Here is a 21,766-nt window from a genome sequence, read left to right on the forward strand (position 1 = left end):
CAGCTACTCATGGTAGGATAAATTTGAAAGTGGTGAACGAAATGAGTATTCAAGCAGATTTACAAAAAATCCGTAAAGAAAAGCTTGCGCCTTGTTATTTGATTCTAGGTACTGAAAAATATTTACAGGATCAGGTAAGAGCAGAAATCCAGAAAAAAATTCAAATCGATAGTCAAGATGACTTGAATTTCTTAAGTTTTGATATGGGGAATGCTAGTATTGATGAGGTGGTTGCTGAGGCAGAGACTTTGCCATTTTTTGGTGATCAACGCCTAGTATTTGTAGAAAATCCCTACTTTTTAACAGCTGAAAAAGTGAATAATGGGATTGAACAAAATACGGATCTACTGATTGATTATTTAAAAGAACCTTTAGAATCAACAGTTTTAGTGTTTTTTGCTCCCTATGAGAAATTAGATGAGCGAAAAAAAGTAACGAAACAATTAAAAAAAGCTGCTGTGACCATCAATGTTCAGCAATTGAATGAAAAAGAAGTTCGTCAGTATTTATTGAATACACTGGAAAATGCACCGTTTCAAATGGACCGTAAAGCGATTGATCTGTTTTTAAGGTTAACGGATCTCGATCTATCAAAAATGATGAGGGAATTGAATAAATTACTATTGTATGGGCAACAACAAGAACTGATCACTGTTAAAGAAGTGGAACAGTTAGTCCCTAAAACCTTGGAACATAATCTTTTTGATATGACACAATATATTCTTTCCGGGAAAACAGAACAAGCGCTGCGGTTGTTTGAAGACTTAATTACCCAAGGAGAAGAAACCATTAAGATCAATGCCATCTTGCTTTCACAAATACGTTTGTTTTTACAGACCAAGTTTTTGATGAAAATCGGTTATCAGCAGGCTAATATTGCTGAGACTTTAAAGATACATCCTTACCGTGTAAAATTGGCGATGCAAGAGGTACGTAAATTTGATGAAAAGATCCTAAGGCGTTTATTTGACGATCTGGTTGAAATGGATTACCAAATCAAAAGTGGTAAAATCGAAAAAGAATTAAGCTTTCAATTATTTGTCTTACGAACAGGTCAGCTTTTGAAGAGTTAAAAAGAAGAGCAAAACAATCGAAATAAATCCAAAAAGAACGCTTGAAACGATGATGTTTTGAGCGTTTTTTAGACATCAATTGTTTTAGAGTAGGAAGTGCTGAGTCAGCCGCAGCTGGTTTACTAATAAAAAGAATGGAAAGAAACCCAACAGAAGGGTGATCGAATAGACTGTTTGAGACAAAATAAAAAAACCGGCCGTAGCCGATTTCCTTATTTAGCGATTTTTTTGCTTAAACGAGATTTGTCGCGGTTAGCTTTGTTTTTATGAATTAGACCTTTTGTTTCAGCCATATCAATAGCTTTAACAGCTTCTTTATATAACGCATCTACGTTTTCAGCACCTGAAGCTACAGCATCTTCAAATTTTTTGATTGCAGTACGCATAGCGCTTGTTTGAGATGAATTTTTAACGTTCGCATTTTCGCTTGTACGAACACGTTTGATTGCAGATTCAATGTTTGGCATTAGTTTCACCTCCGATAAATTAAGTTCTTACGCGTGTTACCGCATAATTCAACATTCATTATTATACCTAAATGAAGTAATCTTTGCAATATGAACATGACAAGTTTTTTTCCTTAACACTAAAAGAAACTTAATTCTAGGCTTTACTAGCATTGAAAGAGAAGGAAAATGGGCAAATAAAAAACGCTATTGTGGGAGACAATAGCGTTCAACCAAAGCAGATAAATTTATCTTTTTAAACAAAATTTGAATGGGACTGTTTGGTACTCGAACATTATATAACAAAGCGAACCGTTTGCAAAGCTTTTTTTGAAAAGGGATACGTTCCTTGTAGACTAAGCAATCATAACGATACCATTCTTTAGTTATTTTATAACCGTTAACCGTTGGTGTGTCTAAATTTATTCCGGAGTCCCAATAATTTTAATGTATTCATCAATATTTTTGATCATCATTTTTTTGATGACTAATTGATTGCGGCGGTTCCATTTTCCACTGACTTCTAATACATATTTATTTAAAGGGAGCCGAAGAATATATTTTGCCAAGTAACGATCTTTCAACAGACCGTTGATGACACGATTTTCCAGTTGAAGATTTAAGCCAGTCAACATCATAGGTTGTTCTTGTAAGACATACGTATCAATTAAAAGACCTTCAAAGGTTTCCATGAGCGTTTTCCTTTCTATATATAAAGCATAATAGCGAATGATTAAAAATATAAGTGATGCTATCTTGTGTTCTAGTATAACAAAAAATGAAAGGAGGAGCCAAAAAGAAATGAGGATTATTTAATAATATTTTAGGAAACATAAAAGGGGGTAAGTGGTGTAGGGGTAAGAGGAAGAGGTAGGAACATTAAAAACATACTTGATGAAACTCACGCAACTTTTATCAAGTAGATTCCATAAGTAAAGATAAATGAAAAAACAATAAACCCGATAGATAAAGTTTGTTTACTCCATCTATCGGGTTTACTTTTTTCACGATCAATTAAAGTAGGTATTGAACACATTTTGGATCAGATCTGGAAATAAAAGATAAGCTAGTCCTAAAATCAATACGATCGCTAATAAAAACCAACCAACCGTGCCGATAAAGTATTTTAATTTTTCTAACATGTGATCACCTCGGAATAAGTATATCACGAACGATTCGATTCAGAGGACTCAAAACACTTTAACTGTGATCGATTTTTTCATTTACTTAAAGAAAATAATTGCAAAAGACAATAGGTAATACCAGAAGCAATGACTGGACCAGCAGCGATCCCTTTTAAGAAAACGACTCCGAGAATTGTTCCAAAAACCAATGCAACAGTAATCTGCGGGTCTGAAGCAATCAAACCGACTCCTTTGGAAGAAAGGACGGCTACTAGACCACCACAAAACACAGCAATCCAACCGATGGGTGATTTAAAGGCATCTAGTAAATCTTTTAAGCCAATCTCGCCAGTAGCGATTGGAACTAAAATAGCAGCTGTGATGATGGTGACTCCTAGATTAATTCCTTTGCCTTGAAGCCAAGTAAGAAACACTTTCGATGTCGGTATCAATTTGACTAGTAATATAAAACCTGTAGCGATGATCAAGCTTTGATTTTTAGCAAGCAGGGCAACAAGCATGATCAATCCAAGAAAAATCCAACTTTCCATAAAAAAAGAACCTCACTTTCCTGCCATCAATCATATCATTTTTTCAACGGTTACAAAAGTGAGGTTCATCAGAGTGGAAAAACTAGATAGAGTGGTGATTCGGCTGTAAGGGACAGCCAGTGCAACGTGATTTTTTGGAAGTATCTTCAGGTAAGGGTTTCAATAAACGTAACCCATTTAAGATAACCAAGATCGTGCTTCCTTCATGACCAATCACGCCAAGAGGTAAATTTAAAAATTGCAGAAAGTTAGAAAGGATCAGTAAACAAATCACTGTAAGAGAAAAAATAATATTTTGCTTAATGATTTTCTTCATTCTTAGTGAAAGACGGTGGGCATAACTTAATTTTTGCAAGTCATTTTTTACCAAGACGATATCAGCGATTTCCATAGCGACATCCGTTCCTTGTCCCATGGCTACTCCTAGTGAAGCAGTCGCAAGAGCTGGGGCATCATTGACACCATCACCAACCATTGCTGTGACAGCGTACTTTTCTTTTTGCTGTTGTGCATAGTGTGTTTTATCCGATGGTGTGCAGTTAGTCAGTAAGTGTTGAACACCAATTTTCTCTGCAATAGCTGCAGCAGTCCCTTGGTTATCTCCAGTGATCATGCTGGTATCAATTTGCTGGTTATTGAAATAGTCAATGACTTGTTGGGCATTTTCTTTCGGCACATCTAATAAGCCGATGAGTGCTATCAATTGATTGTCTTTGGTTAAAACAATCACTGTCTTTCCCTGTTGTTCGAGTAAACGAATTTTATCAAGAAGTTCTTTTTCAGCTATCGACGTTTTTTCTGGTTCCCATTTACCTACAATCCACTGAGCTTCTTGGTAAACTGTTCGTAAACCAAACCCCGTGATTTCTTCGATTGGTAATTTTTGGATGTCTTTTGGTATAGCAATGTCAAAATGTGTTACGATTGCTTGAGCTAAGGGGTGCGTTGTTTTTTGTTCCATTGAAACTAAGATTTGTTGCGCCAGATTCTGATCTTTTACAAAATAGCTATCAGTTACTATCGGTTTACCTTTCGTTAAAGTTCCGGTTTTATCAAAGGCAATTGCTTTTAAATCAGCTAATTGTTCTAAATGGAGCCCACCTTTGATCAGCACACCGTTGCGGGCAGCGTTAGAAAGGGCTGCTAGTGTTGCAGGTGTCGCAGAGGCAACCAACGCACAAGGAGAGGCGACAACCAGTAAAACCATTCCCCGATAAAAACTTTCTTGAAAACTCCAGCCAAAAATGAAATATGAAACAAGAATCATTAATGGAACAACGACTAACACACCTTTAACGTAGGTATTTTCAATACGAGAGATAAAAGAAGCGGTCTTTGTAGGGGTGCTTTGTGCTTTTTCAACCAGCTGGATGATTTTAGCAAAAACGGTCTCATCACTTTTTTTAGTCACCTGTAGGATCAAAGGATTCCCTCGATTGATCGTTCCTGCAAATAACTCATCATGAGGAACTTTTTCAACTGGTACAGATTCACCACTCAATGTTGCTTCATCAATCGTTGCTTGTTGACTTTCTAAATAGCCGTCAATTGGGATCGTTCCACCTTTTGGGACAAATACCCGATCATCGATCTTAAGATCAGTTACAGCTATTTCTTCTAATTCTTCGTTTGCAGTTAAACGTTGTGCTTTTCGTGGCTGTAGATTCATTAAAGCGGTAATTTCTTGCTGACTTTTACTGGTCGTATATTCTTCGAGAGCGCCACTTAAACAGAAAATAAACGTAAGCATCGCACCTTCTAAAAAATCACCGATCAAACAAGCGCCAATTGCTGCCAAGGCCATCAATAAGTCAACATTCAATGTGTTTTCCTGCCAAAGTTCGGTCAAACCTTCACGAGTCTGCTTGAAACCGCCTAATGAGATGGCGCCTAAATAAAAGATGATACTTAGAAAAGGCACAAAAGATTGAGTAGCCAAACCTAAGATTATAAGTAATAAACAACCGATTGTCGGGATAAATGTCTGTATTAAACGAGTCATATTTGTTTCCTCCTTTACAAAATAAATATACCACACCAAATTTCTAATTGATAATGAAAATCGCTAAATGAGAACGATAATAGTTATCATTTAGAATAATGCTTTTTTGGAAAGGGGATAATTAGAATAAATATAAAAAAGCACCGTAATCATACGGTGCTTTGACTTCGTTTTATTCAGTTACATTGCGATAAACCAGTAACCAATCAAAATGATTCCTAAAATGATCCGATACCAACCAAAAATTGTAAAGTCGTTTTTCTTCAAATAACTTAACAAGAATTTGATGGCTAAAACGGAGACAATAAATGATACGAGGGTTCCAACGAGTAAAATAATCGTTTCTTCCATTTTAAAGGAGTTTCCTTCAGCTAGATACTTCACGATTTTTAAACCACTGGCACCAAACATCACTGGGATACCAAGGAAAAATGAAAATTCTGTTGCTACAAATCGAGAAGCACCAATCAAAATGGCTCCGAGGATCGTGGCTCCTGAACGAGAAGTTCCAGGAACTAACGCTAATACTTGGAATAATCCAACCAGTAACGCCGCTTGATAAGTAAAATCGTTTAAGGTTGTCCAACGTGGTGTTTTCGTCTTGTTTCTTTTTTCCACAACAATGAATGCAATCCCATAAACGATTAAGACGATCGCAACTGGTAGAAATTTATGAAAATGTTCTTCTAACCAATCATCTAAAGGTAATCCAATAATAATTGCTGGAATACAAGCGACTACGACTTTGAACCATAATGTCCAAGTATCTTTTTTCTCAATAGTGGTTTTGCTTGGAGAAAAGGGATTTAACTTATGAAAATATAAAACGACGACTGCTAAAATAGCACCTAATTGAATAACGACGTTGAACATCGACATAAACTGTGTGCTAGCGTCTAGCTTGATGAACTGATCTGCTAGGATCAAGTGACCAGTACTACTGATCGGCAACCACTCGGTAATCCCTTCGATAATTCCTAAGATAGCTGCTTTGATGATATTTGCAAAAAACATACTGACCTTCCTTCCCAAATAAAATACAGTATTAAGTATACCGTTCTTTCTAATGAAAACCAAATGCTTTCTTGATGTTAAGAAAAACTTGAGAAATAGCAAGAGGGCATAAGAAAGCGAGTACTCAAGTGAGTACTCGCAAACCAGTGTTTGATAACGGAATGATTATAAGAAAGAATCTCGCGTGTGGTTTTTTCCCTGCTCAATGTAACTAGTATCGTTGATTCCTTCAATTGAAAAATTGCCTTTTTCATACGTCACTTTTGTCACGCTGCCATTTAATAAGCCTGCTCGAACAGGTTGATGTACGTCAATTAGGCTGAGTAAAAAGCCAATTGTCAACCCATGAGAAACAACTAGGACGTTGCCACCACCATTTTTTTCGCAATGGTGCGCAATGTCTTCAAATCCTGACCATACACGATTTTTTAAAGTATCGTAGGTCTCAGCCCAGCCAGCAGTATCCAAGTTATAAATAGCATTAGCAATTTGTTCAAAAGTTACGTCCGTCGTGAACATCTCATCATAAGTTTTGAAGTTTAATACTCGGGGGATAACTCCCCACATTTCCATGTCATAGCCACCTTCTAAGGAGCCAAAACACCATTCACGAATCCTTTGATCGATAAAGTAAGGGATATCTTTTCCTTTGGCATGTTCACTGAGGATGATACGTGCCGTTTCAATAGCACGACCACTATCGCTAGAATAAGCAAAAGAAAAATCAACGTCTTTCAATCCTTTTCCAAGATAGTGGATTCCTTCTTGGCCTTGTTTGGTGAGTGGTGTGTCACACCAACCTTGGACACGTTCAATCGTATTGAACATCGTTTTTCCGTGTCTGACGATGTAAAGAGTGGTTTTAGTCATATTTACAGCCTCCAATCGATTTGTCAGTTAAGCATTAAAGAAAGGGTTGGTTCTTTTTTCATGTTCAATGGTCGTAGCATCTCCATGCCCAGGATAAACGGCAAATTCATCTGGCAACACAAACAACTGGGTTTGAATACTGTGTAGCAGCTGTTCCAGATTCCCAGTATATAGATCGGTTCGACCGATACTGCCTTTAAATAGTGCATCACCTGATACGACAAAATCATCAAAGATAAAGCTGACACTTCCAATCGAATGACCAGGTGTAGGGACGACCCGAAATGTCATATTCCCTAGACGATAGGGTTTCATTTCAAATTCATATTCAGCAGGTGAAACAATGATATTCGCAATGTCATCATGTCTTCCCAAACCAGAAAGATTTAATATCGGATCGCCTAACCAACTTTGTTCTAATGGACTAACATATACAGGGATCTGATAAAACTGACGAAGTTCTTCGACGGCTCCGATATGGTCATAGTGGGTATGTGTTAGTAAAATCGCTACGGGTTGTTGTTGCGTTTTTTCGATTTGCGTTTTGATTTTTGCTGCATCTTCACCAGGATCAATAATCAGTAAAGCTTCATCGTTATAAACCAAATAACAATTTTCTTCGATCATCCCAGTTTTGATTTGTTCAATATGCATAAAGAGTTCCTCCTGATCGCTTACTTAATTCTAGTATAACTCAATTGATAAGATGAAACAAAAGACCCTACTTGAGGAATGGTCCACGGTGAATCTAAATCGAATTGAATGAATAATAAATGAATTAATTGAATTAATTGAATTAATTGAATTAATTGAATATAGTAGAGCTGAGTCATGTTTTTTTGTAGCTGCGTTTTCTTGCTTCCTAAATGAACCACTTATTTCAATGACAAGATGTAAAATAAAAGTATTGAGAGATTTTAAACAAGAGGACAGAAAATTCTCACTTCTTTTTAATAAGTTGGTGTTAGAGTGAGCTCATCCAAAAATCCTAATTCTATATCCTATTCGAGCTTGCGACAGTGATGTCCAACTCTGAAAAACAAAGGAAAGCATCCGAAAATGCAAAAAGCTATTTTCGGATGTTTTACTTTACTTTCAAGTGAACGATGATGAATGTAAAGGGAGAGAGATATCTGAATAATGTAAACAAATCTATAGCTTTGTGATCCTACTTGTGAAAGGAAGAAGTGACTAAATAGCTGTAATACTTTCATCTGTTGAGGCGTATAAATCGGCAAATTGATAAGCTTGATTTTAGTATTTTGCGATTCTTTTCTTTTTCAGGTAAGCTTATAGTCAAAGGAGTGGGAGTGGTGAAGCAATCAAAAATATCGGTACGTAACCTTGTTGAATTTATCTTAAGGCGTGGCAGTATCGACAATCGTAAAAAAAGTAACCATACCGCACTGGAAGGTGCCAAGATCCATCGGAAGCTTCAAAAAGATGCTGGAGAAGACTATGAAAAAGAAGTCTTTTTAAAGACGACTGTCCACTTCGAGGAATACCAGCTAATCATAGAAGGGCGAGCAGATGGCGTGTTCCAAAAAGAAGGCATCTATTATATTGATGAAATAAAAACTTCGGAACCGAGGTATGAAGACTTAGAAAAAGAACAAATTGATTTATTTTTCCATCAAGCAAGAACCTATGCTTATATTTATTGTCATGAACATGATTTAAAAGAAATTAATTTGCAACTAACTTATTATCAAACTACTGAAGGAATCATTACCCGAAAAGTTGAGCATCAAACCATCGAACAATTAAATGAGTTTTTTAAAAAACTTACAGATGACTATAAAGAATGGCTGATTTTTCAAGAGAATTGGCGTACCGTTCGAAATGCTTCTTTGATGGCTTTGAAATTCCCCTATGACAACTACCGTAAAGGTCAAAGAGAGTTAGCAGTCGCTGCCTATAAAACGATTCGTACAAAACAAAAATTATTCGTCGAAGCACCGACAGGAACTGGAAAAACAGTTTCTACACTGTTCCCCGCTTTGAAAGCAATAGGGGAAGAAGAGGGAGAACGCATTTTTTATTTAACGGCTAAAACAATCACGAGACAAGTCGCTGAAGATGCTTTGGAGGCGCTAAAAGATGTGGGTGCTGAGACCAAAAGTGTGACTTTGACAGCCAAAGATAAGATTTGTTTTTTAGACGAAACAACATGTAATCCAGATCAATGTCCATATGCCAACGGTTATTACAACCGGATCAATGAAGGATTATGGGATTTATTGAATCATGAAAATCAAATCACCAGAGAAGTTATTGAAACTTATGCGAAGAAACATACGTTATGTCCTTTTGAGTTGTCGCTAGATGTGAGTTTATGGTGTGATGTGATTATCGGGGATTATAATTATTTGTTTGATCCGACTGTTTATTTACGACGTTTTTTTGAAGGCGAAAAAAATGAGGATCATCTTTTTCTGATTGATGAAGCCCATAATTTGGTCAGTCGTTCCCGAGAGATGTACTCCGCAAAACTTTCATATCGAAGCGCTAGAAACGTCTATGCACTCATTCCAAAAGAATTTAAAAAGCTAAGACGACGTTTTAATAAGTTACTCAAAGCGTTCGATCAGATCCAGGAAATTTCAAATGAAGATGGGTGGACCTACCACCATCAAAAAGCACCCGCGGACACATTGGTTAATGCTGGTTATCAATTGAGTGAGCACATCCAAGAGTGGTTGGCAGAGTATCCTGAACATGCCATTCAAGAGACGTTACTCCCCTTTTATTTTGACCTACTTCACTTTTTGAAAATCAGTGAATTTTACGATGATCATTATGAAACAACTGTAGAGAAAACTTATCAAGATTTCATCATCAAAGCATTTTGCATCGATCCTAGTGATTTTTTAGAACAATCGTTAGCTAAGGGGAGAAGTAGTATCTTATTTTCCGCTAGTTTTTCGCCATTGTCTTATTACCAAGAAACGCTAGGAGGAAAAGAGAGCTTAGCTTATCGCTTGCCAAGTCCTTTTCCAGAAGAAAATCAAAAAGTGCTGATCACAAATTATTTAGAAACAACCTATCGTAAACGAGAAGAGAACATGCCTCGATTAATTGAAACGATCCAACATTTTACAAAAGAAAAGATCGGAAATTACTTGATATTTTTCCCCTCTTACCAATATTTGGATCAGGCAGTGACAGCCTTTCAAGAAAAACATCCAGATGTTAAGGTGCTGATTCAAGATACCATGATGAGTGAAACTGAAAGAGAAACATTTTTGAAGCAGTTTCAAATTGATCCAGACGAAACCTTACTAGCTTTTTGTGTGTTAGGCGGAATCTTTTCAGAAGGGATCGACTTAAAAGGAACCCGATTAATTGGCAGTATGATCGTTGGCGTGGGATTACCACAAATGAATCATGAGCAGGAGTTGATCAAAGAATATTATGACGAAAAAGAGCATCTAGGATTTGCTTATGCGTACCAATTACCTGGTATGAATAAAGTCTTACAAGCAGCGGGGCGTGTTATTAGAGATGCCAGTGACCAGGGAATCGTTTTGTTAGCAGATCAGCGTTTTACTCGGTTGGATTATCGCCAATTGTTTCCAAGACATTGGCAGTCAGCGACCACTGTCAGAAACCTATCTGAACTCACAAAAAAAATCACCGATTTTTGGCACAAAAGTAAATAATTGGAGATGCGAAAAAACTCTAGCGCTAGTAGTTTAAAATTAAAAACACCTGAATCAACCACAAACGACTGGTAGATTCAGGTGTCTTATCTGTTCAAGCGCGTATTGGATCAATTGTTTCATTGTCTGACAAGTAAAGCTATCTGTTAACGATAGTTAGTAAACTGAAGTTCGATTGGCAGATCTAATTTTCGCAATAAAGCAATCACCGCTTGAAGGTCATCACGGTTTTTTCCAGTTACACGAATTTGATCTTCTTGAATCTGGGTTTTTACTTTAATCTTTGAATTTTTGATCTCAGTTGTGATTTTCTTGGCATTTTCCCGATCAATACCATTGATAAGTTCAGCGGATTGACGTGCTTTTCCTCCAAGGGCATGCTCTGATTCAGAGAAATGGATATTTTTGATTGGAACATTTCGTTTGTTTAATTTACTGAACAAGACATCTTTGATTTGTTCGATCTTGAAATCATCGTCACTGAGAATGGTTAATTTATTGTTATCAAATTTGATATCAATAGTCGAATCTTTAAAATCAAAACGGTTGGTTAATTCTTTTATTGTTTGCTGGATCGCATTTCTGACTTCCTCGATTGTGACCTCTGAAACAATGTCAAAACTTGCATCTTTTGCCATAGTGATCCTCCTGATTTGTTTTTATTTTATTGTATCATAGTCAAATGAGTGTGTTGAAGCTTTACTAAAATTATTCTCATTTATGATTCAAGTATTTTAATTTAATTCATAACCTGTTATTCTTACAATTGGAATAACTTTGAAAGGAAGAGGTGCTTGTGAGTAAGATTATGACAGTGTATCAAAGAAATGAAATATTAAAAAAGATTGTGGTTATCTTAGTCACCGGATTGACCGCAGCGGTTGCCTTAAATTATTTTTTGATTCCAGCAAACGTCTTTTCCGCAGGGATGAATGGGATTGCCCAAATCATTGCCTCGTTATTATCTGACTGGCTCCACGTAAAAGTGGACACAGGTGCCTTTATCTTTATTTTGAATATCCCTGTCTTTATTCTAGGGTTCTTGAAAGTAGGCAGACGAGCAACGATTTTAAGTTTTGTCAATGTAGTAGCCGTATCGGTAGCAACTACCTTACTTCCCACTGGGCAGGTGACGGACAATATTTTAATGAATGCCTTAGTCGGCGGTGTTTTGTTAGGTGTTGGTGTAGGGATCTCACTTAAAATGGGGTTTACAACTGGAGGAATGGATATTATTTCTTTAGTCCTTTCACAAACTACAGGGAAAACCGTTGGAAATTATATGCTGATGTTAAATGGTTTGATCGTGGTGATTGCGGGCTTTCTTTTTAACTGGGAGAGTGCGCTCTATACGATTATCTCTATCTATGCCATGACCCAAGTGATTGATGCGATTCATACGAGTCATCAAAAAGTGACCGCCATGATTGTAACTGTTAAGCCAGATGAAGTGACCGCAGCGATCGCTCAAAATATGGTTCGAGGAATGACCCTCTTACCATCAATCGGTGGCTATTCTAAAAAAGAAGGTAAAACGATCATGATGGTGATCACTCGTTATGAAATGTATGATTTAGATCAAATCGTCCATGAAATCGACGAAGATGCTTTTATCAATATTTTACCAACGCATTCGGTATTTGGCCGTTTTGCTAATGAAAGCGAACAAAATCTTTACCGTTCTACGGGTGTCTTTCCCGAAATAAAGAAAACTCCTTCAAAAACTAAAAAACAATAATTGATTTAAATAAGTCAGAAGAATTTTCTGTTTTCAACCTGCTAAATGAGAATAGAACCTCTCGATTCTCATTTACAAATGAGCAAAAAAAGAGTATGATAAATGAAAATTGCATGAAGGAGTGCTGCAAGATGAGCGAAGCAAACCAAAAATGGTCTGCAGAAGAAGTCAATGAAATCAAGGAACGAATCTTAGCTGCCTTAGAAATGGTCATTGACCCTGAACTAGGGATCGATATCGTCAACCTAGGCTTGATCTATGAAATCGAATTTGATCCAGAAAACGGAGAAACAGTCATTAAAATGACCTTAACAACCATGGGTTGCCCATTAGCTGATATCCTAACTGAATCAATCCACGATGCCTTAAAAGAAGTGCCAGAAGTAACTAAGGCAGAAGTCAAACTAGTTTGGTATCCAGCCTGGACGACGGATAAGATGAGTCGCTATGCACGAATTGCACTTGGTATCAGATAATTTTGACACGGGTTTCATATTCAACGAGTAAACAACTTTTAAACTCCTTTATCAACTTTTAGAAAAAGTTGGTGAGGGGGTTTTTGTTTTGCAGAAATTGATGCTGTATGAAGTAAAATTGTCAAAATATGAATAAATGATAACGACTTTTGTCCCTTTCTCTTTTTCTATTCAAATCGTATCACAAATTTTTTATAAATTAAGTTGTGTTTTATTTTTAACAATGTTAAACTTTGTTTAATTATATTTATATTTTGTTGGGAGGTTAATGAATGGAATGGTTTTTTAATTTAGAACCTGAGGAACAAGTATTTATTAAGAAATTTTTGTTGGCATCAGGTTCCTTAAAGCAGTTAGCAAAAGAGTATGAAGTTAGTTACCCAACAGTAAGATTAAGGTTAGATAGATTAATTGAAAAAATAAAACTTTTTGATATAAAGCAAGAAGATTCTTTTGAAGTATCAATGATGCAACTCGTGATTAACGAAAAGATAAGCTTAGACGTAGCAAAAGAAATTATAAAAAAACATAGGGAGAGTATAGATGAATAATATAATACAACTTTTATTTATTGCAGGTGTGATTGGGTTTCAAACACTAAGTGGTTATATAGGGAATAAATATATGGGAGCGATCTTACCAGTGATTTTCAGTGGTTTAGTTGTTTTTATCGTTTTGACAGGTCATTTAAATCTAACATTTAGAAATATATTAATGCCTATTGTTGGTTTGATTACATTGATCTGTATTTATGAAGGCGGAAAAGAATCAAAGAAAAAAAAGACAATAAAAGAAATGGAAAAAATGAAGGCAAAGGATATCTTGAATCAATAATGAGTTATTGGCTGATACACTAACTTAAACTCTTTTAACAGCTTTTAGTAAGCGTTTTCTGTTCCTGGTTTTCATGATATACTGTTTTTAAGTCAATCAAAAGGAGAATGAACATGAGAAAACAACGAGGTAGCTACTCGATATAGTGGAATGGATAGACCTATATCGAGTATGCTTTATCCAATCGACTATATCGCCGTCAACGATTATAAAATCATAATGACTGGAGCGATAAAAGATGATGGACCAATTAAAAAAAGAGTGGCTTAAAAGTGAGGAACAACAGAAACATTTTACTGGCTGGGATTTTTCCTATTTAGATGGGAAATGGTCGTGTGAAGAGCCTCCGTGGGATTACCGAGAGCTTGTTTTAAATTATTTAACTCCAACTATGTCTCTATTGGATATGGGAACAGGTGGAGGTGAATTGTTACAAACATTTAACCATCCTTATGAGCAGACAGCAGTAACGGAAGGGTATCCGCCTAATTACCAGCTATTATTACAAACACTTGTCCCTCAAGGTGTAACAGTAAAATTTGTGGGGGAAGAGGACGTATTGGATTTTCCAGATGATTCATTTGATCTAGTGATCAATTCTCATGAATCTTTTTCAGTAGCTGAAGTGAAGCGTGTCTTGAAACCAGATGGGTTATTTATTTCTCAACAAGTAGGAGATTTCAACGGGTTGAATTTGGCTTCTCGTTTGATGCCAGAAGTAAGGAAAGAATGTTTTGATTTTCATCTTTCCTTAGTGAAAGCAGAACTAGAACAGCACCATTTTGATCTTTTGTTTTGTGACGAAGCCTATTTGAATCAACAATTCTTTGATATGGATAGTTTGATCTTTTATGTACGGACGATTGAATGGGAATACCCAGGATTTACAGTTGAGAAAAATTTCAAAGAGTTATTGGGACTTTATGAAGAGTTGAAACGACATGGTACGATTTATAATTTGCAGCATCGTTTTGCTTTTGTTGCTCGTAATACAAAATAATGAGTTACTACAAATCATTTTGAAATCCCTTGTGGTGAGCAAGTGATTTAGCAAAAAAGAGTGGGGTGTCATATGCGACCAAAATCAAAAGATGAATTGCTTGAAAAAGCAAACAGCCAATTCGATGATTTATGGAAATTAATTAACGGTATGAGTGAGGAAGATCGCAAGCAATCCTTTCAATTTAGTGAAGAGTTTTTGGCGAAAAAAAAGGAAGCACATTGGCGACGAGACAAAGACTTAAAAGATGTATTGATCCATTTGTACGAATGGCATTTACTATTGTTACGATGGCTTGAAAGCAACTTTAACGGAGAAGAAAGAAATTTCTTGCCTGAACCGTATAATTGGCGAACCTACGGGAAGATGAATGAAGAGTTTGTAGAAAAGCATCAAACAACTTCTTTAGTGGAAGCTGAAAACTATTTGAAAAAAAGCCATGAGCAAGTAATGAAAAAATTAGACGCCTTGAGTGATGAAGAGTTATTCCAGAAAAAGCAATTTGCATGGGTGGGGAATACCACATTAGGTAGTTATTTCATTTCTGCAACTGCCAGTCACTACGAATGGGCGATCAAGAAGTTAAAACAATCTCAAAAAAATAAATGAATAGAATCAATAAAAAAGCGAAGATCCTAAAGAGGGATCTTCGCTTTTTAAACAAGCTATTTTATATTAGTACCAACCGTTTGCTTCCCAGAAAGATTTAGCTGCTTCCCATGAGCCATAACGAGAAGATACGTATTGTTCAGCAACTCGTTCTTGGTTTGCTGCTGAATAGTCACCATTTAAGTAAGAAGAATCTAATTGGTAACGTCCGATGTAACGACCGTTTGTTGCTGTATAAGAACCGCTAGATTCTTTTTGAGCGATCCATTCTTTCGCTGAGCTTGTGTTTGTTGTCGCTGGTGTTGCTTGTGCCGCTGTTTGCGTTGCTTGAGCAACTGGTTGAGCAGGTGCTGCTTGTTGAACTGGTTCTTGCTTCACTGGTTGTTCAGCCACTGTTTTTGTTTGAGCAGGCGCTTGGTAAGCTGTTTGTGTTGTTGCTGCTTGTTCGCCTGTTGGGATTGTTAATTGTTGACCTGAATAAATCAAGTTGATGTTTGAGATTGAATTTTTTTCTGCAATAGTTTGGATCAAGGAGTTATCACCAACGTATTTTTGAGAAATCGTTGATAGCGTATCACCTGATTGAACGGTATAAGCTTCGTCCGCATGTGCAGATGTTCCCATAAAGAATAGTGCGCCGGCAGTCAAAGTTGTTCCTAATAGTAATGTTTTAAGTGATTTCATGTAAGATCTCCTTCATAAATTTAAAAATAGTTTTGTTGTGTCCAACGAGGAATACTTTACCATGGGAAAATATTTCATAGGTAAAAGCTCTATGACACTTTGTAACAAAGATACGTTTTTTGTAACAAACAGATTATCATAAAATGTGAAAAACAATGAGAAAACCGTCATAAACGTTTAAAATAAACCACTAACAAGGACAATTGATGAGAAAAATAAACACTAGAAACAAGTAAAAAAAAGCTACATTTTTTGAAAATAAATACGAAATAATTGAAAACAGCGTAATTTTTTTTAAATTTAGCATGTGATGTTACAATAATAGAAACAAGGAGGCGATAACATGAGTAAGAGATATCAAAAAATAATGGTAGCTGTCGATGGGTCTAAGCAATCAGAACAAGCTTTTTTGGAAGCGCTAGATTTAGCGAAAGATAATGAAGCCGAATTATTTATCGTTTCGATCATCAATAAAGTAGAGTTGACACATAGCGCCTACGCATTTTCAAAAATCTATGCAGAAGAAAAACAGAAGATAGAAGTCGAAATGTTAAAAAAGATCCATGATGCGAAAGAATATGGGATCAATGACATCCATGCTATTGTTGAAACGGGTGATCCACGTAACTTGATTGGGACGGTGTTTCCACAACAAGAAGCGATCGATTTGATTGTCATGGGAGCTACTGGTAAAGGAGCAATCCAACAAGCTTTAGTCGGCTCTACAGCATCTTATGTTGTTACTCATGCGCCCTGCAGTGTGTTAGTGGTCAAATAAGGAGGGGAAAGAATGGTACGTCCACAAGAGGTTACAGCTCCTAAAGAAAAAATAGAAATCCTCAAAATTTTAGAAGATGGTACGCAGACGAAAAAAGGTTATTCTGTTGCTTTAGTGAAATGGTCAGGCAAAACAGCGATTGCCTTACGCTGGGATGGTGATAGTCTGCAAGAGAAAGGATTTCCTGTCACTGTAAATGGGTACCATCCAGCTTGGTTCGTTTTGCCAGATCGATTAACAGATCTTTATAGTAGAGACTATCGGGAGTACCAAGAGTCGATCCGGTTTATCACGTCAAGTGATCAAAAAGAATAGCTTTTGTGCTGCGGAAGAAAGTTCATTGTGTGAAAGAATCGTAAACATTCAACATTGAGACAACCTTTTATATCAACAGGTTCCTAATAACTGAAGTAGGTGAAAAGATGAGTGCTGGTGATGTATTGAATGAAGTCAAGCAACTATGTAAAGAAAAGAAGTACGAAGAAGCAAAAATTTTGATTGAATCAAATAAAGAATTGCTAGAGGACAAATTTTCTGTTGCCCAACAGTTTATTGATTTAAAACAAGCATCAATCCTTGAACGGTTCAAATCTTTCTTTGGTGTAAATGAATGATCAAAAATGAGTGTAAAAAAGTGGTTGCTCACTTTTTTCACACTCATTTTTTGTTCGTTTATTCACAATCTATACACACACTAATCTTGTTTATTTAATAAATAAAATATCCAAAGTATCAGTATAATGACTGAAATAACTAAACTAATGACATGTCTAATTAAGACAGAAGGGATTTCCCAATGGCGGAAAGAAAAGATTTGATAAGTAAAATAGATGCTTGGAAGAGAAACAAGTAAAACAGATAGTTTCTTTTTTGTCCAATTTATGTAATAGAAAAGAATACTTAGCATGATGAAAAATGGAATGTAAAAAACAAGCTGACCAATCGCAATCACGAGAGTGCCTCCCAGAATAATAATGATATCTGATACAAAATAACATTTTGTATCAAATGATGCAAGTTTTTCTTTAATTGATAACCAAGAAGGACATACAAAGGTTTTTGATTAACAAGAAGTTTCTTGCTATAATTGATCCGAAAGAAAGGATGAAATTTTCATGGATCAAGTAATGTTAGAAATCGATTTACATTTAGTAAACAATATACGTGTGATTTACTATGTGGTCAGTAATAGTGTAGAAAAAAGAGTACTGATGAATAAAATCAATGGTATTCTGACGAAAAAAGGTGTACACCAATTCAGCAGTAGCGAAGACAATTATTATAGTATACCTGTTGAAAAAGTTTTATATACAACGGTAAATGTCAGAACAGACCTAGATACAAAAGTAGATCATGAACCAATTTTTACTACGTATTGATTGTGACGGAGGAGAACAATGAATCCATACGAAGCACTTATCCAAGAATTGATTGACGGAAAAATTGAAAAAATTGAGGTCAAAAGAGAAGAGGTCATGCTTTTTCGTGAAGCGTGGCTAAAATTAGAGAATCGTAAATATGTCGTAGGTAAGGCATTATTGAACGGGAATGTAGTTTATCATTATGATCCAACTAGGCTGTATTAATTACAAGAAATTAATCATATGGCAAAATTGTTGCTCATGATTTTATTATTAAAAAAAACGCTTGAAATGGTTTTAGCTGTTTTGAGCGTTTTTTAATATTGAGCATTATTTAGAACAAGGGTGAGCAAAAGCTTTTGTGCCAAAGTAGGAGAAAAATCTCCAACTAGAGGCGGATGAAGCCGTTTATTTTTATGGATATAATGAAATAAAAATAGGAGGTAGAAAAATGAAAGTAGTAAAAGTAGTTATTGGAACAGTATTATTTGCAGGAGTCGCATTAGTGGGCTTGAAGTTTTATACGCAAAATTCCCACGATGAGATGGCAGGTGTGGTAGACCAATTAAATCCGTTGGTAACAAAAGGAGAGGTATACGTCAAGACGAAAAAACCAGATGAAGTCAATTCATATGGAACAGCGACTTATATCCAAAAAGCTGCCGATCAAAAGGGACATAAACGAACGATTGAATTTACAGGTTTATCTATTTTAAAAGAAGGACATTATTTAAAGATCATTAATAAGGGCGCTCACGTCGAGTCATATGAAGAAGTTGACAAAAAAGAAGTACCTAAAAAAGCATTAGCTATCATTGGATAAATATAATTTTATTATGTAAACTTAAAGAGAATATAAAAAAACCAATCAGAAAACTGAGTTTCTGATTGGTTTTTTTATTGGGATGGTAGGGTTCGAACCTGCAATTGCTTGATTCAGAGTCAAGTGCCTTACCAGTTTGGCTACATCCCAATCAAACAATTTGATCATAGCACGACACAAAGAAAATGCAAGAGATTACTCTTTATCCAGCATTTTTTTGACAGTGATCATTCGTCTTTCTAACTTCTTGATTAAACCAGATGGAAGTGGGATTAAATTGGCAATTGATAATGTATTAGAAAGTAACTGAAATTCTTTTAGTGGAGCATCGATGATTCGATAGATCGTTGCCAAACGTTCGATGTATTCAAAATGTGTATAGTTTGTTTGTGAGATTAAAAATTTCAATAAATCAATCGCTTTTGCATAATCTTTCTCAGAATAATAGGCTAATGCTTGACGATAAAGTTTGATCTGTAACTCATTGAGTGAAACTGGGCTATAGCGATCCGTCCATTCCTTGACGGAAACTTTGGTTGGTGTATGACCATTTACATCACGAACGAAAATAATCGGAATTTCATTAGGATCTATTTTTTTATGAATTTTTTCCATTTCCCTCAATCCTTTCCATCATATTTAGCTAGAGTATAATGTATTTTTTATAAAAATACTAGCTTTTCTCTAAAGTCAACATTTGACCACCCATTGAGGTGAAAATTGCCTCAAAATCTTTGATTGCTACGGGTCTATTTTTTTCTCCATAAGGATCATTTACATAAATATTGTCATTGTCATAACCAGTAACTACACAGGCATGGTTTAATGGTGTCACTTTTACTTGCCCATTGTTTGTTTGCCAAGTAACGAAATCAGTATCAGTAGGCACTTGGAAATCTAAAGTAACGGAGGCCCACACAGGCTTTCCTTGTTGTAAAGCTTTCTTAATGTCATTGATTGTTGCATCGGTTTTTGGAAGAGTATGATAATCGGTTTTTACGATTGTCTGTGCCAACGAAGCGATAGGCGGGACATAGACGCCCATTGCCCAATCTCCACCGCTGATGTCCCCAACAAACCCTTCATTAGGATCGCCATGTGTACCATCAGCATTAAAAACAGGAACGTAATTCAATTGTTGAGCTAACTGGTTTTTAGAAGTCTCGTAACCATAATAAGAAAGCAGCATGGACAGTGAAGTGACTTCACAGCCATTTCCTAACGCTGGCTCGGTGAATTGGCTTTCCAAGGGGACATCAAGTAAAACTTGTTTTTTAGCATAACTACTTACTTTTTCAGTATCCTTTCCAACATTGTGTGAATGGTGAAAATAAGTGGTGGCAGAAAAAATAACGAATAATAGGACTGCCACGAATAATATTTTTTTACCAATGAATCTTTTCATAATAATTCCCCTTTTTTCTGATATTTACATATTATAATGCTTTTTTTAAAAATAAAATAAAAAATTTGACATGTTGTTTTCCAAATTTAAAATAAGAAGACAAAAGTCCTGAAAAATCACAGGATCAATAGCCGAATAATTTTTTTTAAATTGAAAAAAATGTTTCGATTTATTGATAGTTTTTAATTGTGAAAACGAAAACAGTACGCTATAATGCCAGTAAGGTCGAAATAAATCGCAGGTCAAATAACAAATGTTTTTAGATGATGTTTATTTGAAAGAGCAATTACTGTTTGAAAAAAACAGTTACCTTATAAAAGAGCTTGGTAGTTTAGGAGGATTTTGATGACGGAAGAAATGATTAATTTAGGAGAGCAATATTCATGTAAACCGATTGGGTTTACAAAAGCAGTTATCGGAGAAGTTGTTTCAAAAATGACGAATTGTGCCGTAGTCAAAGTTGCTCAATGCGCAATGGAAGATCAAGAGTTATTAGAAGAAAAAGCAAGTATGGTTGTTGCAAAATACGAAACATTTGAATAAGAAGAAATGATTTTGGACGTACAGTAACGAAATCGGTACTGTATGTCCTTTTGCTTGTAATTTTTATTTCTTTTTCGAGTATTTGGAAAGAGAAAAGAGGTGTAGTTAGATGATTAGTATATTTACTTTACTATTATTTTTATTTGTCTTTGTTATGTGTTTGTTTTTATGGTTGGTACGTCGAGAAATCGTCTATCGAACGGTTAGAAATCGCTGGGTTTACTTAGTCGTGCCTTTTCTGGCAATCTTAGTTCTTTGGTTTACGCTGATTAGTCAACCAACTGCAGATGAATTGGCAAAAGGGGTCTTGTCAGCGCTAATTTTCATCAGCTTTTTACTAGATAGTCGTGGTATAACAGAAGATGGGCTTGTTCTAAATAGCTTTGATAAAAAAGGTGTTCCTTTTTCTGAGATCAATAAAATCGTTTTGTATCAACCGGAAGGATCTTCCATCATAAAAATGAATTTCTTTCGTAACGGTTGGCGTGGACCCATGCTGAAATTTTCTGTATCAATGGAAGAGTTGGTCACTTTTTTAGCACAGCATTTAAATGATGATGCCGAAATTGATATTATGATCGATTCTGATCAAGAGTAAGTTACTTTAGAATAAGAACAAAGAACGATAGTGAGCGATATATGGGATGAACCTATTTCGGAGTCGCATATATAATAAGAGACTGAGGCAAGTATTAGCTCGGTCTCTTTTTTCTTTGCCTTGCAGACGCTAGATTACACAGCGTTTCAAAATGATTCTTCGTATGAGAAAGAGT

Annotated in this window: 29 protein-coding genes and 1 tRNA gene; 16 read left to right on the forward strand and 14 right to left on the reverse strand. The window is 35.8% G+C overall.

What is annotated here, in order from left to right; genetic code table 11:
* Positions 1-29: 29 nt before the first annotated feature.
* Positions 30-1,073, forward strand: coding sequence for a DNA polymerase III subunit delta (gene holA, locus IGJ32_RS05525; RefSeq protein WP_034700673.1), 1,044 nt, complete (start codon positions 30-32; stop codon positions 1,071-1,073).
* Between the two features lie 212 nt (positions 1,074-1,285).
* Here the strand turns inward: holA and rpsT are convergent, their stop codons facing one another.
* The 8 genes from rpsT to IGJ32_RS05565 form a co-directional block, all read right to left on the reverse strand.
* Entirely contained in the window at positions 1,286-1,540 is a 255-nt protein-coding gene (gene rpsT / locus IGJ32_RS05530) for a 30S ribosomal protein S20 (RefSeq protein WP_010719340.1), read from the reverse strand.
* A gap of 401 nt (positions 1,541-1,941) precedes the next feature.
* Positions 1,942-2,211 carry a hypothetical protein gene (locus IGJ32_RS05535; RefSeq protein ID WP_342082112.1) on the reverse strand — a complete coding sequence of 90 codons (270 nt, stop codon included), beginning with the start codon at positions 2,209-2,211 and terminating at the stop codon, positions 1,942-1,944.
* Between the two features lie 318 nt (positions 2,212-2,529).
* On the reverse strand, positions 2,530-2,661 hold the full coding sequence (locus tag IGJ32_RS05540) for a hypothetical protein (protein WP_010719339.1): 132 nt from the start codon (positions 2,659-2,661) through the stop codon (positions 2,530-2,532).
* Between the two features lie 77 nt (positions 2,662-2,738).
* Positions 2,739-3,194: a DUF441 domain-containing protein gene (locus IGJ32_RS05545; RefSeq protein ID WP_010719338.1), complete on the reverse strand. Its 456-nt coding sequence runs from the start codon at positions 3,192-3,194 to the stop codon at positions 2,739-2,741.
* A gap of 82 nt (positions 3,195-3,276) precedes the next feature.
* Complete coding sequence (locus IGJ32_RS05550; RefSeq protein ID WP_342082113.1) at positions 3,277-5,196, reverse strand: heavy metal translocating P-type ATPase; 1,920 nt, start codon at positions 5,194-5,196, stop codon at positions 3,277-3,279.
* Positions 5,197-5,376: 180 nt separating this feature from the next.
* Positions 5,377-6,210, reverse strand: coding sequence for an undecaprenyl-diphosphate phosphatase (locus tag IGJ32_RS05555; RefSeq protein WP_010737464.1), 834 nt, complete (start codon positions 6,208-6,210; stop codon positions 5,377-5,379).
* 165 nt (positions 6,211-6,375) lie between these two features.
* Entirely contained in the window at positions 6,376-7,080 is a 705-nt protein-coding gene (locus IGJ32_RS05560; RefSeq protein ID WP_161652509.1) for a histidine phosphatase family protein, read from the reverse strand.
* A 27-nt stretch (positions 7,081-7,107) separates the two neighbouring features.
* Positions 7,108-7,734 (reverse strand): MBL fold metallo-hydrolase, encoded by a 627-nt coding sequence (locus IGJ32_RS05565; RefSeq protein ID WP_010719334.1) that lies wholly within the window; start codon positions 7,732-7,734, stop codon positions 7,108-7,110.
* A 656-nt stretch (positions 7,735-8,390) separates the two neighbouring features.
* Between IGJ32_RS05565 and IGJ32_RS05570 the strand changes: the two genes are divergently transcribed.
* Complete coding sequence (locus tag IGJ32_RS05570) at positions 8,391-10,742, forward strand: ATP-dependent DNA helicase (RefSeq protein ID WP_342082114.1); 2,352 nt, start codon at positions 8,391-8,393, stop codon at positions 10,740-10,742.
* A gap of 146 nt (positions 10,743-10,888) precedes the next feature.
* On the opposite strand, the gene IGJ32_RS05575 is transcribed toward IGJ32_RS05570, so the two are convergent.
* Positions 10,889-11,380 carry a YajQ family cyclic di-GMP-binding protein gene (locus IGJ32_RS05575; protein WP_010719331.1) on the reverse strand — a complete coding sequence of 164 codons (492 nt, stop codon included), beginning with the start codon at positions 11,378-11,380 and terminating at the stop codon, positions 10,889-10,891.
* A 158-nt stretch (positions 11,381-11,538) separates the two neighbouring features.
* On the opposite strand from IGJ32_RS05575, the gene IGJ32_RS05580 reads away from it, so the two are divergent.
* From IGJ32_RS05580 to IGJ32_RS05605, 6 genes are all read left to right on the forward strand, one after another.
* The gene (locus IGJ32_RS05580; protein ID WP_010737469.1) at positions 11,539-12,480 is read left to right on the forward strand and encodes a YitT family protein; all 942 of its coding nucleotides are present in this window, start codon (positions 11,539-11,541) and stop codon (positions 12,478-12,480) included.
* A 131-nt stretch (positions 12,481-12,611) separates the two neighbouring features.
* A complete protein-coding gene (locus tag IGJ32_RS05585; protein WP_010719329.1) occupies positions 12,612-12,956 on the forward strand; it encodes a metal-sulfur cluster assembly factor in 345 nt (114 codons plus the stop codon).
* Positions 12,957-13,228: 272 nt separating this feature from the next.
* Positions 13,229-13,507: a DUF2089 family protein gene (locus IGJ32_RS05590; protein WP_063627040.1), complete on the forward strand. Its 279-nt coding sequence runs from the start codon at positions 13,229-13,231 to the stop codon at positions 13,505-13,507.
* A complete protein-coding gene (locus tag IGJ32_RS05595) occupies positions 13,500-13,790 on the forward strand; it encodes a hypothetical protein (protein ID WP_010719324.1) in 291 nt (96 codons plus the stop codon). The genes IGJ32_RS05590 and IGJ32_RS05595 overlap by 8 nt, the downstream gene beginning before the upstream one ends.
* 238 nt (positions 13,791-14,028) lie before the next feature.
* Positions 14,029-14,790, forward strand: a complete 762-nt coding sequence (locus IGJ32_RS05600; protein WP_342082115.1) for a class I SAM-dependent methyltransferase — start codon at positions 14,029-14,031, stop codon at positions 14,788-14,790.
* A gap of 72 nt (positions 14,791-14,862) precedes the next feature.
* The gene (locus IGJ32_RS05605) at positions 14,863-15,399 is read left to right on the forward strand and encodes a ClbS/DfsB family four-helix bundle protein (RefSeq protein WP_342082116.1); all 537 of its coding nucleotides are present in this window, start codon (positions 14,863-14,865) and stop codon (positions 15,397-15,399) included.
* Positions 15,400-15,465: 66 nt separating this feature from the next.
* Here IGJ32_RS05605 and IGJ32_RS05610 read toward each other — a convergent pair whose 3' ends face one another.
* The gene (locus IGJ32_RS05610) at positions 15,466-16,083 is read right to left on the reverse strand and encodes a LysM peptidoglycan-binding domain-containing protein (protein WP_010737411.1); all 618 of its coding nucleotides are present in this window, start codon (positions 16,081-16,083) and stop codon (positions 15,466-15,468) included.
* A gap of 343 nt (positions 16,084-16,426) precedes the next feature.
* On the opposite strand from IGJ32_RS05610, the gene IGJ32_RS05615 reads away from it, so the two are divergent.
* The 3 genes from IGJ32_RS05615 to IGJ32_RS05625 all read left to right on the forward strand — a co-directional run bounded on the left by IGJ32_RS05615 (position 16,427) and on the right by IGJ32_RS05625 (position 17,475).
* Positions 16,427-16,861, forward strand: coding sequence for a universal stress protein (locus IGJ32_RS05615; protein ID WP_010719320.1), 435 nt, complete (start codon positions 16,427-16,429; stop codon positions 16,859-16,861).
* Positions 16,862-16,873: 12 nt separating this feature from the next.
* Positions 16,874-17,176 carry a hypothetical protein gene (locus tag IGJ32_RS05620; protein ID WP_010719319.1) on the forward strand — a complete coding sequence of 101 codons (303 nt, stop codon included), beginning with the start codon at positions 16,874-16,876 and terminating at the stop codon, positions 17,174-17,176.
* Between the two features lie 107 nt (positions 17,177-17,283).
* Entirely contained in the window at positions 17,284-17,475 is a 192-nt protein-coding gene (locus IGJ32_RS05625; RefSeq protein ID WP_010719318.1) for a hypothetical protein, read from the forward strand.
* An 80-nt stretch (positions 17,476-17,555) separates the two neighbouring features.
* Here the strand turns inward: IGJ32_RS05625 and IGJ32_RS05630 are convergent, their stop codons facing one another.
* Positions 17,556-17,813: a hypothetical protein gene (locus IGJ32_RS05630; RefSeq protein WP_010719317.1), complete on the reverse strand. Its 258-nt coding sequence runs from the start codon at positions 17,811-17,813 to the stop codon at positions 17,556-17,558.
* A 163-nt stretch (positions 17,814-17,976) separates the two neighbouring features.
* On the opposite strand from IGJ32_RS05630, the gene IGJ32_RS05635 reads away from it, so the two are divergent.
* The 3 genes from IGJ32_RS05635 (at position 17,977) to IGJ32_RS05645 (ending at position 19,045) form a co-directional block, all read left to right on the forward strand.
* Positions 17,977-18,240, forward strand: coding sequence for a hypothetical protein (locus IGJ32_RS05635; RefSeq protein ID WP_342082177.1), 264 nt, complete (start codon positions 17,977-17,979; stop codon positions 18,238-18,240).
* 18 nt (positions 18,241-18,258) lie between these two features.
* Positions 18,259-18,447 (forward strand): hypothetical protein, encoded by a 189-nt coding sequence (locus tag IGJ32_RS05640; protein ID WP_010719315.1) that lies wholly within the window; start codon positions 18,259-18,261, stop codon positions 18,445-18,447.
* 226 nt (positions 18,448-18,673) lie between these two features.
* Complete coding sequence (locus IGJ32_RS05645) at positions 18,674-19,045, forward strand: YxeA family protein (protein WP_342082176.1); 372 nt, start codon at positions 18,674-18,676, stop codon at positions 19,043-19,045.
* 77 nt (positions 19,046-19,122) lie between these two features.
* Here the strand turns inward: IGJ32_RS05645 and IGJ32_RS05650 are convergent.
* The 3 genes from IGJ32_RS05650 to IGJ32_RS05660 all read right to left on the reverse strand — a co-directional run bounded on the left by IGJ32_RS05650 (position 19,123) and on the right by IGJ32_RS05660 (position 20,450).
* Positions 19,123-19,195: transfer RNA gene (locus IGJ32_RS05650), tRNA-Gln, on the reverse strand.
* 45 nt (positions 19,196-19,240) lie between these two features.
* Positions 19,241-19,660, reverse strand: coding sequence for a hypothetical protein (locus IGJ32_RS05655; protein WP_010737477.1), 420 nt, complete (start codon positions 19,658-19,660; stop codon positions 19,241-19,243).
* A gap of 58 nt (positions 19,661-19,718) precedes the next feature.
* Positions 19,719-20,450: a C39 family peptidase gene (locus IGJ32_RS05660; protein ID WP_010737478.1), complete on the reverse strand. Its 732-nt coding sequence runs from the start codon at positions 20,448-20,450 to the stop codon at positions 19,719-19,721.
* A 345-nt stretch (positions 20,451-20,795) separates the two neighbouring features.
* Between IGJ32_RS05660 and IGJ32_RS05665 the strand changes: the two genes are divergently transcribed.
* Positions 20,796-20,993, forward strand: a complete 198-nt coding sequence (locus IGJ32_RS05665; RefSeq protein WP_010719311.1) for a hypothetical protein — start codon at positions 20,796-20,798, stop codon at positions 20,991-20,993.
* 109 nt (positions 20,994-21,102) lie between these two features.
* Positions 21,103-21,591, forward strand: a complete 489-nt coding sequence (locus IGJ32_RS05670; protein ID WP_010719310.1) for a hypothetical protein — start codon at positions 21,103-21,105, stop codon at positions 21,589-21,591.
* Positions 21,592-21,766 lie beyond the last annotated feature (175 nt).

It is taken from the genome of Enterococcus sp. DIV1639a (genome assembly GCF_050530445.1).
Lineage (GTDB): Bacteria > Bacillota > Bacilli > Lactobacillales > Enterococcaceae > Enterococcus_B > Enterococcus_B hirae.